The sequence below is a fragment of the Paenibacillus sp. J22P277 genome, assembly GCF_059383675.1.
In genome coordinates, this window is the sequence record NZ_JBXENS010000004.1 from 605,967 (window position 1) to 618,438 (window position 12,472).

Consider the following 12,472-nt stretch of genomic DNA (forward strand, 5'->3'; position numbering starts at 1 on the left):
GAAAAAAAAAGTCCGAAACGCTAAGCTCACCGTGCACGTGAACGATTTTATTTTATCAGCCGATTTTGGATTTGTAAACGCTTCATGAAAAAGAATTTCGGGTTAATCCCCCATTTACTCCGTTTTTCATACCACGTGCACATGAACGGATTGACCATCGAATCGTTCTATTATACGATGAAGGCAATAGATCAATAGTCAGGGGCTGCCGGCGACGATGAAAGTAACGAGCAAGCAAATCGCGGAAATTTGCAACGTGACCCGGGGCACGGTCGATCGTGCGCTTAACAACCGGCCCGGCATCAGCGCGGCCACGCGGGAGAAAATACTGAAGGTGGCGGGAGAGCTCGGGTACCGTCCCCACTTTCTGGCGCGCAGCCTGGTCAAGGGCGAGACCAAAACCTTGGGCGTCATTTTGTTCGACATCCACAATCGGGTGTTCTCCCAGCTGTTCCACTCCTTCGAGGAGGAAGCGCGAAGACAAGGCTATTTCATTTATCTCGTCTTGTCGAACAAGGACCAGGAGCTCGAAATCGAATATATCAGGAGCCTGATGGACCGGAAGGTCGACGGCATCGCCCTGTCCCCGATCAATATGGGCGCGAAGTTCGAAGCGTTCCTGCAGCAGTCCGGCGTGCCGATCATAACGTTCGGCAACCGCGTCTCGGCGAAAATCCCGTTCGTCTGGATCAATGACAAGCAAGCCATCAAGAAAGCCGTGAGCCATATCGCGTCCAAAGGATACGAAAGCATCATCTACGTGAGTCCCCCCTTGCGGTTCAAAGGAAAGAGCAACATCTACGTGCCGGAGCAGCGTCACAAGGGATTCCTCGAAGCCTGCGAAGCCCTGCCTGGACTCCAAAGCACCGTCGTCTCGGGCAGCGATTATTTAGGCGAGGTGGAGCGCGCGGTAGCCGGCTCGACCCTGAAGACCGCGATCCTGTGCAGCAGCGACGTGTACGCGCTCGATGTATTGCGGCTTCTCCAATCGCTCCGTATCCGGGTGCCGGAACAAGTCGGAATCATGGGCTTCGATAACATCGACATCCTGAATTTCGTCCATCCTTCGCTGACGACGATCGATTTTCATATCGACGAGATCGGCAGGCAATCCGCCGCGCTCTTGATCGAGCGGATCAAAGGAGCCTCCATCCCCGCGCGCACGCATGTCCCCTATTCCATCGTCGACCGCGACTCGCTTTAACCTGCGCAAACATAGCGTCGGCGTCACAGGCAATCGTGGACATGCAGGCCTCCGAACAAAGGAAGTCCGCACGAGGAAGTCCGCACGACATGACGCGATGAAGTTTCCGGGCCGCTTGCGAACAACGATAAAACAGCCTTAGCTCGGCGAACGCCGGACTAAGGCTGTTTTTGTCGTTTAAATGAATCTCCTTATTCCGCTTTGATCGCGTTGTAGAACTTCTCTTGCATTTTCTTCGCGGAGCTGTCGAGCGCCGCCTTGATATCGACGTCTTTTTTGGAAAAGACGGATTGGACGTTAAGCGTCATCTCGGCATAGTAGTCCTGCGTGTTGAACTGCGCTTCCGGCTTGCCGTCCAGCAGGCTCATGATTTCCGGGCTGTATTGGTACACGTTGTCGTATTTGTCGTAGACCGCTTTTACTTTCTGGCCGTAGTCGGAGCTGTCCGTGAAGTACTGAATCACCGGCGGAATGAAATATTTGTTGTCCGTCTTGCGCTGCTGGATGCTGGCTTCGACCGACTCCAGGCCTTTATCGGAGAAGTAATCGAACGTCGCGTATTTGAAGGCCATCTCCTGTTCGTCCTTCGTCGCGTTCGGATTGATGACGAGGAAATCGCCGCCGAGCACGCCCGTGTGCTTGCCGCTTGCATCGACTTTCGGCATCGGATAGACGAGGATGTCCTCCGGCTTCATGCCGCCTTGGTTCAAGCCCTGGTCGACCGGACCGTCCGGACCCGCGATGACCATCGCCGTCCTGCCCTGCGCCCATGCGCCGACCGCGTCGCCCCAGCCGAGCGCGAAGTCCTTCGGAATCGCGTTGGCCTCCCAGGCCAGTTTATGGTAGAATTCGAGCGCCTTCGCGCCCGCTTCGGAGTTGAAGGCCGCCGTGACTTTGCCGCCGTCCACCGTCTGGATCTCGCCGCCCGCTTCGAACAGGAAATTCGTCCAGTTCCAGCCGGCCTCGTTGCCCTTGCCCATCGGCGCGATGCCGGAGATGCCCTTCTTCGGATCGGCCACCGCTTTCGCCGTGTTCAGCATGTCGTCCCACGTCCAGTCGTACGACGGTACCGCCACGCCCTTGTCGTCAAGCATCTTCTTGTTCACGACGGTGCCCGTCACGTAGCCCTGCTGAGCGATGCCGTACACTTTGCCGTCGATAATGAATTGGTTCTGCAGGATCGGATTCATCTGATCCTTGAACTCGTAGCCGTTGTACAGGTCGGTGATATCGGCCGCCCAGCCGCGCTCGGCCAGGAATTTGCCTTCCGTGGCGTACGTGTTGAACAGCGTCGGCGCTTCGTTCGCGCCCATCTTGATGCCGATCTCGTTGGGATTGTACTGCCAGTCGCTCTTGACGACCTCCACGTTCGGATATTTCTCGTTGAAGCGTTTGATTTTGTCGTCTTCCAGCGCCCGCTTCTCCACGAGATCCGGCGTCGGATAATAAATGCTGATCGTGATCTTCTTCGCCGGCGCGTCGTCCGTCGCCGCGTTGCCGCCGTTGTCACCCGCCGCGTTCGTGCCGGTATCGGTCGCTCCCCCGTTGGTCGCTCCCGCGTTGCCCGCGTTGCCCGCGTTGCCCCCGTTATTTCCGTTTCCGTCGTTGCTGCCGCAGGCGGTCAATACGCCCGACAGCAAGGTGACGCTGGCAAGAATGAATGAAGCCTTGCGAAGCTTTCGCATCGTGATATCCCCTTCTCGCTTTATTTTGCCTTACACGCTCATCATAAGGGAGGCGCAGGCAAAGCAGAATGTGTATTCCTATGTCGATCATGTGCAGGTCTACGATCGGCGAACGCCCTGCGGCAATACGCCTTATCCCTTCACGCCGCCCATGTGAAGCCCGCGGATGATGAACCGCTGGAACAGCAGGAACACGACGATCGGCGGCAGCATGACCATCGTCAGCATGGCGAATTTCACGTTCGTGTCGAGCCTGCGCACGTTGATGACGTAATTGTAGATCGCGGTCGCGAGCGGCCGCGTCTTGTCGGTATGCATGACCAGGGACGGCCAGAACCAGTCGTTCCACGCGGTGGAGAAGACGAAGATCGCGAGCGTCGAGAAGATCGGCACCGACAGCGGCAGCGCGATGCGCGCGAACAGCCGGAAGTCGGACGCGCCGTCGATGCGGCCCGCTTCGAACAGCTCGTGGCTGATGCCGTCGAAGAAGTTCTTGAGCAGCAGCAGGAAGAACGCGTTGGCGCCGGCCGACAGCCAGAAAGCCTGGAACGTATTGAGCATGCCGAGATCCTTCAGATTGACGAAGTTCGGCACGATGTACGTCGTCGGCGGAATGAACAACGCCGCCAGGAAGAAGAAGTTGATCGCCCTGCCGTACGGGATGTTGAGCCGCGACAGGCTGAAGGCGGCGAGGCCGAGCACGACGACGGTCACGACCATGTTGCCGCCGAAGATAATGAGGGTGTTGCGGAAGAACAGCGGCAGCTCGATGTAGTTCCAGCCTTTCTTGAACGTATCGAACGTCCAATGCTGCGGCAGGAAATGCGGCGGGAAGGAGTTGACCTCCACGTTGGATTTCAGGCTGTTGAACAGGGTCACGAGAATCGGATACAGCATCGACGCGACCATGGCGGCGATGACGAGCAGCATGACGGCGTACGCGATCCGGTTCGGCGTTTTCTGCAAATCGTAGCGGGATAATATTCCGCGGTCGGCGCTCTTCATCCTAGTTCACCTCTCTGCCCGAAAGTCTATGCTGCAGCACCGCAAGTCCGCCGAGCACGAGGAACATCAACACGCCGAGCGAAGAAGCCGCGCCGTAATCGAGTCGCGTGAACGCGTATTTGACGATCAGCAGCGCGTAGGTCAGCGTCGCCTGGTTAGGTCCGCCGTCGAGCATCGCCATTTGGGATTGGTAGCCCTGCGAGGTCGAGATGAGCTGAAGGACGAACAGCAGCACGATGATATTGCGGATGAACGGCAGGGTGATGTGGCGGATGCGCTTCCATACGCCGGCGCCGTCGATCTCCGCCGCCTCGTACAGGTCGCGCGGGATGCTCAGCACGGCCGCCAGATAGATAAGCATGGCCGCGCCGAACTGCTGCCACGTCTCCATGAAGACGAGCGAGATCATGGACCAATTCGTATCCGTCATGAAGGAGACGGGATCCGTGCCGAAGCTCGTGACGGCCGCGTTGATCGGGCCGACCGGATCGTAGAGCCAGCGCCATAGGCCGTACAGGACCACGACGGGAATGACGTTCGGCAGGTAGGCGGCCACGCGGACGAAGCCCTGGAACCGCTTCAGCTCGGAGATGGAGATCGCGAACACGATCGGTACCCAGAAGCCGATCACGAGGCACAAGAACATGTAATACAGCGTGTTCTTCGTGGCGGTCCATACGTCCGGATCCTGCAGGACCGTGCGGTAATTGCCGAAGCCGGCGAACGAATTGCCTTTGACGAAATCGATGCGATAAAAGCTGTACACGAATCCTTTGACGATCGGCATCCACAGAAACAGCAGGAAGATGACGACCGCCGGCACAATGAACAAATAGCCCCATGCATGTTTTCTAAGTCGCGCGGTTATACGCATAGCGTCCCCTCTCTCATGCTCGTTCCTCGAAGCCCCGGCTTCGCCGCCTGCGCGGACGGCGAAGCCGATTCTTCTCTTCCTCCTCATTCTAGAGTCGGAGGCCCGGACTGAACATGTGCAGTTCTATGGGGATTATAGGCGATCTTACTTCATGCGGCGGCTGAAAGGCCAAAGCCTTCACTAAATGATAACCGATCAGGCACGCCCCTGAGTAGGCTCCGGGATTCGTTGTCCGCCGGAACGCTCGAACTCGGCAAGGAACGCGACAACCTCGCGTCGGCCGCGGGGAACCGGGCTTCCCGCACACGAAAAAAAGCCGCGAATCCGCGGCTTTTTCGTCAAGGCTATGATGGAAAGCGTGGCGTGCGGACGGCGGCTGCGAACAGACGGCGCGGCGTTCAAGCAGCCGCTCCGAATAGGCAGTGCGGCGTGCGCGCAGCGGCCACGAACAACCGGCCTGCCGACAATGCGAGCAAAACGCCGCCTATTTTAAAGCTTGACCGCGCTGCCCGACCGGGCGGACAGATTGGAAGCTTCCATGAGCCGGGTGAGATCGAGCGCCATCTCGATATTCCGCGCGCCCGCTTCGGCGGCGCCGCCGGCGATCTGCGATACCCACTGCTCGAAATCGGAGGGCAATGCCTCCGGCAGCGGCCATTCCGTCACCGGATTCTCGCCGTTCGCCAGACTGGCGACGATCAGCTTGCGGGTCGGCAAGGAAAAGTGCAGGCTCCCTTCGGTTCCGTGCGCTTCGAGCGTGAACGGCGACAACGGATTGACGAATCCGGCCTCGACGATGCCGAGCGCTCCGTTCGGATACCGCAGCACCGCCGTCGCGTTGTCCTCCACTTCCCGACCGGTGACGCAGCCGTAGCTGGCGCTGACGCTCTCCGGCATGCCCAGCAGCAGGCGCGTCAGGTACATCGGATGGCAGCCGAGATCGATCATCGCCCCGCCCGCGCTCTGCTCCGGGTTGTAGAAGTAGCCCGGCAGCCCGGTCTCCGACAGCGCGCCCTTGTGCGCCAGCCTCGCGCGAACCTGCGTCAGCCTGCCGAGCAGCCCCTTGCCGACGACCTCCTGCGCCGCCTGGGCGAACGGGGTGTTCAGCCGCGGCAGCGACACCGTAAGCCGGACGCCGGCGGCCTCGACGGCTGCCATGATCTCGTCGCACTCCCGAACGGTCGGGGCCAGCACCTTCTCCGTGAAGATATGCTTGCCCGCCCGGGCCGCGGCGACGATGACGTCGCGGTGCATCGTCGTCGGCGTTGTCACGATGACGGCATCGATATCCGGCTCGGCCAGCAGCTCGGCCAGATTGCCGTAGAAGTGAACGCCGCGCGCCTCTGCCTGTAGCAGGCCGCGCGCCGGATCTTCGTCCCAGATCGCCGTGATGACGGTGTCCGGGTGTTTCTCCGCCTGCAGCGCGTAATCCTTGGCATGGACATGCCAAAAGCTAAGTATCGCTGTCCGGATCATGTTGCCTCTCTCCCTTCGGTCCGGCCGCTCAGTCGAAATAGACCGCTTCGCCGGTTTGGTTCGATTGATAGATCGCCTCGATGATCTCCGACACGACGCATGCCTGCTCCGGCGTGACCACCGGCTGCGTATCGTTTAGGACCGCCTCGATCCAGAGGCGGATCTCCTTGTCATGCATGCTTTCCTTCCGCCCCGTGAAGAAGTCGGCGCCTTTGACATCGAATTGGATGTCGTTCTCGAACAGCCGCCCGTACATCTCGCCGTTGATGCGCAGCCGGTCCTTCACGTCCGCGCCGCCTTCGGTGCCGCACAGCGTGTAGCGCGCCTCCAGCGGATCGACCATATTGATCGCCCAGCTGGACTCCACCATCAGCGTCGCGCCGTTCTTCATGATGACCATCCCGAACGCCGAATCCTCGACCGTGAACTTCTCGGGATCCCAGGCACCGCCGGCATTGGCCGATTCCTTGCGCTGCGCCAGCTTGCGGTAAGCCGATCCGAGCACGACACGAGGCTCGTAGTTGTTCATCAGCCACATCGTCAGATCGAGCGCATGCGTGCCGATGTCGATCAGCGGGCCTCCGCCCTGCTTGTCTTTATCGAGAAAGACGCCCCAGGTCGGCACGCCCCGCCTGCGGAGCGCGTGCGCCTTGGCGAAGTAAATCTCGCCGAGGTCGCCGTTCTCGCAGACCTGCTTCATGAATTGGCTGTCCGGACGGAAACGGTTGTTGTAGCCGATCGTCAGCTTGCGGCCGGTGCGCCGCGCCGCCTCGGCCATGCGGCGGGCGTCGGCCGCCGTCTTCGCCATCGGCTTCTCGCACATGACGTGCTTGCCCGCCTCCAGCGCCGCGATCGACACCTCGGCATGAGCGTCGTTCGGGGTGCAGACGTGAATCACGTCGATGGAGCCGTCGAGCAGCAGCTCCCGGTAATCCGCGTATACCTTCGCTCCTGGCGCGCCGTATTTGTCCGCGGCCTGCTGCGCCTTCTCGGTCACGATATCGCTGAACGCGCACAGCTCCACGTGCGGGAGTTTGCTCAGCGAAGGCAGATGCTTGCCGTTCGCGATCGATCCGCAGCCGATAATGCCGACTTTGATTTTGTCCGTCATACGCTTGATCCCTCCAATTGCGCTCTGATTTCAGCCATCCGGTCCTTGATTCGCGCCGGCACTTCCCGATGAAGCTCCGGCCACGTCACGTACATCGCGGGATCGATGCGGTATTCGTCGAATTCCATCGCCGGCTTGAAGCGGAAGGTCCGCAAATACTGCTCCACCAGCCGGTCCGTTTCCTCGTCCGTCGTATAGACGCCGTCGAACGGCCCGGTGACGAGCAATCCCCGTCTGCCGGCGTGCTCGTCCGTGCTCGTCATCAGCTCCGGCAGCAGGTAGAACATCTCGGGCTTCGGCATGAAAGCGTGCTTGCCGGGCTGGGAGTACAGCTTGACATGGGTGCCGTCGACCAGATTGCCGCGATCATGAAGCAGCCCTTTGAAGTGCCTGCCGTGGAAGCTGGCGTCGCAGTCCAGCACTTCGCCGTCCTGGCCGACATAGACCCATACATGCTCCAGCTCGTACAGATGCTGGATGTCGTAATCCCAGTAAATCGCGTATTCGATGATGCATTGAAGCTGCGGATCGGCGAACTCGAACGTTCTGCGCGTCGACGGGGACGGGCCGGATTCCTCCAGCACGGTGATGCCCACGCGGACGGGGAAGAAAGGCTCGTTCTTGTCGAAATAGATATAAGGGGCGTATTTGGAAATCCATTCTGCATTCCAGTTCATGGCTAGTTCATCCTTTCAAAGCGGCTATTTTATTCGTAATGAGGGCGTGACTGCGCTCGATGTCCTCCGGCTCGCATGCGGCCTTGAGCTCGTATACCTTGATCGGAGCGCGATGGATTACTTCTAGGAAATGGTCGAAATAGACGTCGTCCTTGCTATGCACATAAGGGCACCAATGATCCGAGAGACCGATCGTCTCGTGGATATGCACGCCGGCGATGTACGGACCGACTGCCCGGAGGTCCCGCAAATTATCGTAGAGCCCCATCCGGTCCATCATCATCGCATGGCCGATATCGTACCAGAGGCCGACCGTGCTGCCCTGCAGGCCGTTGATCAGCTCTCCCGCCTCGCGCAGCGTCGGGATCTGGTAGCAGCGGGCCCGCGTCTCGATTCCGACGGCGACGCGATAGCCTTTGCGGGCGATAAACTCCGCGGTCTCCTCCAGGCTGCGACGGATACGCGCCAGATATTCCGGGGCGAGCCGTTCCCGGCGAGCCGCCATCTCCGACCACAGCGCCGCGTAAGCCTGCGATTCCCGGCCCTGCTCGCGGTAGATCCGCTTCAGCTCCGCGTCGACGTTCGTCTCGAACGGCACCTCGCCGGGATGGACGACCACCGCCCCGGCGCCGTAGCGAACGGCGTATTCGATCGACTGCTCCAGCAGCTCCACCGCTCTTCGGCGCTTGGCCTCGTCCTCGTAGCCGAGCATGACGGAGTCCGTATCGTAATCCTTGTCGTCCACGAAGGGAAAGGCATGATGCACGCTGGAAACGCGGATATCGCCCTTCTCGATCATCGGTTCGATCGTCTCCAGCTGCGCGCGCGTCACATTGTAATTCAGTTCGACGCTGCCGAACCCGAGCGTCTTGATCTCCTCGATCATGCCGCGCCCGTCGTTCGGGTGACGCTTGATGTTCCAGCAGGTGGAGAACGAGTATCCGTTCTTGTTCATCGCCGCTTTACTCCTTCACCGATCCCAGCATAACGCCCGAGATGAAATATTTTTGCAGCCACGGGTACACGATCAGGATCGGCACCGTGGCGAACATGATGCTCGCCGCCTTGATGCTCTCCGGCATGATCGAGACCAGCTGGTCGCCCTGCGTCGACAGCGGATCGTTGGTCATGCTGTTCACGACGACCTGGTACAGCTTGAGCTGGATCGGATACAGCTTCGGATCCGTGATGTACATCAGCGCGTCCATGAAGCCGTTCCACCGGCCGACGGCGTAAAACAAACTGAGCGTGGCCAGCGCCGGCAGCGTGAGCGGCAGAATGATCCGCGTCAGCGTGCGGAAATGGCTGCTTCCGTCCATCTCCGCCGCCTCCGACAGACTCTCCGGCAGCGAGCGGATGAACGTGATGAGAATAATCAGGAAGAACGGATTGACGATCGTCGGCAAGATCAGCGCGCCGATATGGTTCGTCAGGTGCAGGCTCCGAATCAGCAAATAGTCGGGAATCGTGCCGCCGCTGAAGAACATCGTGAGCAAAATGACGAACATCACGACTTTCTTGCCCCGCAGCCGCTTCGAGAGCGGGTAGGCGGCCGCGATCGTGAGCAGCATCGCCAGGCACGTGTAGCTGACCGTCAATACGATCGACACCAGCAGCGCCCGGAGCATCGTGTCGTCCTGAAATACTTTCCTGTAGGCCTCGAAATTGAAGCCCCGCGGAAAGACCGTCACCTCTCCGGACAGAATGGCCCGACTGGAGCTGAGCGACATGGAAGCGATATGAAACAAAGGGGCAAGGCACAGGATCACAAGCACGGCGATCAGGGCGATATTGACAACCTCGAAATACCGGCCCGCTCCGCTTCTGCCCGCCATCTGTCGACCGTTCTCAGCCATCATCAGAATACTCCGTTTTCGGTTATTTTTTTGGCGATATAATTCGAACCCAGCAGCAGCACGATGCCGACCACTGCCTGGAACAAGCCGATCGCCGTCGCCGTGGAAAACTGCCCCGTCTGGATGCCCGTCTTGTACACGAAAGTGCTGATGACCTCCGAGAAATCGCGAACGCTCACGTTGCCGATGACGAAGGGCCGATCGAAGCCGATCTGAACGATCTCGCCGATTTTGAGAATGAGCAGGACGACGATCGTCGGACGGATGCCCGGCAGCGTTACCGACCACATCCGGCGCAGCCGTCCCGCCCCGTCCACGGCCGCGGCTTCGTACAGCTCGGCGTTGACGCCGGTGATGGCGGCCAGGTAAATGATCGTGCCCCAGCCCGCGCTTTGCCAGACGCCCACGGCCAGGTACGTGACGAGCCAGTCGTACTTGTCGGTCAGAAACGGAATCGGGTCCATGCCGAGATGGCCAAGCAGCACGTTGATGATGCCGGTATTGGTCGCGAACACCTGGTACATCATGCCCCCGATAATGACCCAGGACAGGAAGTGCGGCAGGTACAGCGCCGTCTGCGCGAATTTTTTGAACTTCCGTCCCATGAGCTCGTTCAGCAGCAGCGCCAGCACGATCGGCGCCGGGAAGGAGACGAGCAGATCCAGCAGATTCAACAGGAAGGTGTTCCTCAGCGCCTCGTAAAAGCCGCTCATGCCGAAGATTTCCCGGAACACGTCGAGCCCGACCCAAGGACTGCCCGAGATGCCCTTGAACAGGTTATAGTCCTGGAAGGCGATGAGAATGCCGTACATCGGGCCGTATTTGAAGATCAGAAAGTAGGCGAGCGGCAGAACCAGCAGCGCGTACAGCTGCCAATTGCGGTAGAAATAAAGTTTCTTGTTCAGCATTCCGATCAACCTCTATTCGTTCTGGCTCTTGAACGCCTCCGTGCGTTCTTTCACGATCGCGTCGCCGCCGCTCGCCATGTAGTCCTTCAGCAGATTGTCGTAGGTTTTGCCGAAATCGGCCGGCTTCGCCATGATGCACTTGACGATCAGCTCGTCGTATTTATCCTGCAGCGTCGGCATATACTTGTTCTCGGCCTCGATCGGCGTCGTGAAATTCGCGTAGTTGATCGTGTCGGTCAGCGACATTTTGTAGGCGTCCTTCACGTACTGCTGGAACTCCTTGGGCACCGAAGCCGCGGCAGCCGCCCAGTTCTTCTCGTCGCTGCCGAAATCCTCGCCCTGGGTAATCATGGCGATATCGTTAGCGTTATACATCCGCTTGCTCGTCGCATCGGAGCTGATGCGCTGCGGCAAGCCGTCCGCGAGCGTGTAATCCTCGTTCTCGACGCCGTTCATGATCGTGAACAGCACGTCCGGCTGCGCCATCCAGTCGAGGTACTTGACCGCCTCCGCCCCGCGTTTGCTGGAAGCAGGCACCATCAGGTAGAAGCCCGTCGGATCGTATTCCGGCTTCAGATGCTTGCCGGCGTTATTCGTATAGGGATCGACCGGGACGAGCTCGGCGCCGGCAACGTTCTGCGTCAACACCTTGGCGACGCCCGGCGTATCGTTGTAGCTGTTGCCCAGATTGTCGCTGTACATGCCGACCTTGCCGGTCATGACGTCCTGGAATACCTGCTTCTCGTCCTTGTCGAGGGAGAAGTCGGGACTCATGAGCCCTTCATTGTAGAGCTTGTTCAGGAATTGGACCGCGTCCTTGTGGCCCGGCAGCAGCAGCGGATAGCCCATGCTCTCCGACATCGTATAGCGCTGCTCGTCCGTCAGGCCGTCCTGGATGAAGGACCAGACGATCGGCTCGATGGACGCCGGCGTGAGCGAGAAGCCGAGCGGGATGACTTTGCCTCCGGTCTGACCGGGGTCCTTTTCCTTGAACGCCTTCAAGGTTTGATATACCTCGTCGGTCGTTTTCGGCATCGGCAGATTCAGCTTGTCCAGCCAGTCCTTGCGGATCAGATTCTCGTACTTGCCCGTGTTGACCCGCAGGCCGGGAAGCGAGTACAGCACGCCGTCCACCTTGCCCTTCTCGAGCGTCGGAGCCAAGTATTTCTTCAAATTCGGTCCGTACTGTTCGACCAGATCGTCAAGCGCCAGCAGCCCGCCGTCCTTGGCATAGCCGTAAGAAGTGAGCACGTTGGTGTTGGCGAATACGATATCCGGGGCATCGCCGCTGGACATCATGACATTGACCTTGTCGGTGGCGTCGGTGCGCGGAATCGGCACGAACTCCACTTTGATGTTGTTCGGGTCGCCGAAATTCTTCTGCACGTACTGCGTCCAATAATTGTCGGTTACCGTAACACCCGCAGGCGAATTGCCTCTGTCGAAGATACCGACCTTGAGCGTGACCTGCTTCTCCCCCGCCGTCGCGCTTGCCCCCGTCGCGGCCGCCGCATTGCCGCCGTTCTCCTCGTTCTTGGCCTGCGTGCATCCCGCCGCCAACAGGGCCGCCGCGACGATCGCCAGCATGGAACTCATTGCTCTCCTTCTCGTAAACATCCAAACACCTCGCCATCTTTTTTTGGACTGCAAACCGAGTGTATCGATTCGGAAAACAA

11 protein-coding genes are annotated in these 12,472 nt (G+C 59.5%); 1 reads left to right on the top strand and 10 read right to left on the bottom strand.

Annotation, left to right across the window (positions count from 1 at the left end):
• The first annotated feature begins 217 nt into the window (after positions 1–217).
• Positions 218–1,204 (top strand): LacI family DNA-binding transcriptional regulator, encoded by a 987-nt coding sequence (locus AC50YL_RS16045; protein ID WP_494833203.1) that lies wholly within the window; start codon positions 218–220, stop codon positions 1,202–1,204.
• A 191-nt stretch (positions 1,205–1,395) separates the two neighbouring features.
• Here AC50YL_RS16045 and AC50YL_RS16050 read toward each other — a convergent pair whose 3' ends face one another.
• The 10 genes from AC50YL_RS16050 to AC50YL_RS16095 all read right to left on the bottom strand — a co-directional run bounded on the left by AC50YL_RS16050 (position 1,396) and on the right by AC50YL_RS16095 (position 12,392).
• On the bottom strand, positions 1,396–2,889 hold the full coding sequence (locus AC50YL_RS16050; RefSeq protein ID WP_494833204.1) for an ABC transporter substrate-binding protein: 1,494 nt from the start codon (positions 2,887–2,889) through the stop codon (positions 1,396–1,398).
• A gap of 132 nt (positions 2,890–3,021) precedes the next feature.
• Entirely contained in the window at positions 3,022–3,894 is an 873-nt protein-coding gene (locus AC50YL_RS16055) for a carbohydrate ABC transporter permease (RefSeq protein WP_494833205.1), read from the bottom strand.
• A 1-nt stretch (position 3,895) separates the two neighbouring features.
• Positions 3,896–4,768, bottom strand: coding sequence for a carbohydrate ABC transporter permease (locus AC50YL_RS16060; RefSeq protein ID WP_494833206.1), 873 nt, complete (start codon positions 4,766–4,768; stop codon positions 3,896–3,898).
• A 489-nt stretch (positions 4,769–5,257) separates the two neighbouring features.
• Complete coding sequence (locus tag AC50YL_RS16065) at positions 5,258–6,244, bottom strand: Gfo/Idh/MocA family protein (protein ID WP_494833207.1); 987 nt, start codon at positions 6,242–6,244, stop codon at positions 5,258–5,260.
• A 28-nt stretch (positions 6,245–6,272) separates the two neighbouring features.
• Positions 6,273–7,355: a Gfo/Idh/MocA family protein gene (locus AC50YL_RS16070; RefSeq protein ID WP_494833208.1), complete on the bottom strand. Its 1,083-nt coding sequence runs from the start codon at positions 7,353–7,355 to the stop codon at positions 6,273–6,275.
• Positions 7,352–8,032 (bottom strand): hypothetical protein, encoded by a 681-nt coding sequence (locus AC50YL_RS16075; RefSeq protein ID WP_494833209.1) that lies wholly within the window; start codon positions 8,030–8,032, stop codon positions 7,352–7,354. The genes AC50YL_RS16070 and AC50YL_RS16075 overlap by 4 nt, the downstream gene beginning before the upstream one ends.
• Positions 8,033–8,039: 7 nt before the next feature.
• A complete protein-coding gene (locus AC50YL_RS16080) occupies positions 8,040–8,987 on the bottom strand; it encodes a sugar phosphate isomerase/epimerase family protein (protein ID WP_494833210.1) in 948 nt (315 codons plus the stop codon).
• Between the two features lie 7 nt (positions 8,988–8,994).
• Entirely contained in the window at positions 8,995–9,891 is an 897-nt protein-coding gene (locus AC50YL_RS16085; RefSeq protein ID WP_494833211.1) for a carbohydrate ABC transporter permease, read from the bottom strand.
• Positions 9,891–10,796: an ABC transporter permease gene (locus tag AC50YL_RS16090; protein WP_494833212.1), complete on the bottom strand. Its 906-nt coding sequence runs from the start codon at positions 10,794–10,796 to the stop codon at positions 9,891–9,893. Before AC50YL_RS16090 ends, AC50YL_RS16085 begins: the two co-directional genes overlap by 1 nt.
• Positions 10,797–10,808: 12 nt before the next feature.
• Positions 10,809–12,392: an extracellular solute-binding protein gene (locus AC50YL_RS16095; protein ID WP_494833213.1), complete on the bottom strand. Its 1,584-nt coding sequence runs from the start codon at positions 12,390–12,392 to the stop codon at positions 10,809–10,811.
• Positions 12,393–12,472 lie beyond the last annotated feature (80 nt).

What these genes read in the sequence shown, in the direction of transcription:
- AC50YL_RS16045 (WP_494833203.1), top strand. Translation starts at nt 218, where the DNA reads ATGAAAGTAACGAGCAAGCAAATCGCGGAAATTTGCAACGTGACCCGG.
- AC50YL_RS16050 (WP_494833204.1), bottom strand. Translation starts at nt 2,889, where the DNA reads ATGCGAAAGCTTCGCAAGGCTTCATTCATTCTTGCCAGCGTCACCTTG.
- AC50YL_RS16055 (WP_494833205.1), bottom strand. Translation starts at nt 3,894, where the DNA reads ATGAAGAGCGCCGACCGCGGAATATTATCCCGCTACGATTTGCAGAAA.
- AC50YL_RS16060 (WP_494833206.1), bottom strand. Translation starts at nt 4,768, where the DNA reads ATGCGTATAACCGCGCGACTTAGAAAACATGCATGGGGCTATTTGTTC.
- AC50YL_RS16065 (WP_494833207.1), bottom strand. Translation starts at nt 6,244, where the DNA reads ATGATCCGGACAGCGATACTTAGCTTTTGGCATGTCCATGCCAAGGAT.
- AC50YL_RS16070 (WP_494833208.1), bottom strand. Translation starts at nt 7,355, where the DNA reads ATGACGGACAAAATCAAAGTCGGCATTATCGGCTGCGGATCGATCGCG.
- AC50YL_RS16075 (WP_494833209.1), bottom strand. Translation starts at nt 8,032, where the DNA reads ATGAACTGGAATGCAGAATGGATTTCCAAATACGCCCCTTATATCTAT.
- AC50YL_RS16080 (WP_494833210.1), bottom strand. Translation starts at nt 8,987, where the DNA reads ATGAACAAGAACGGATACTCGTTCTCCACCTGCTGGAACATCAAGCGT.
- AC50YL_RS16085 (WP_494833211.1), bottom strand. Translation starts at nt 9,891, where the DNA reads ATGATGGCTGAGAACGGTCGACAGATGGCGGGCAGAAGCGGAGCGGGC.
- AC50YL_RS16090 (WP_494833212.1), bottom strand. Translation starts at nt 10,796, where the DNA reads ATGCTGAACAAGAAACTTTATTTCTACCGCAATTGGCAGCTGTACGCG.
- AC50YL_RS16095 (WP_494833213.1), bottom strand. Translation starts at nt 12,392, where the DNA reads ATGAGTTCCATGCTGGCGATCGTCGCGGCGGCCCTGTTGGCGGCGGGA.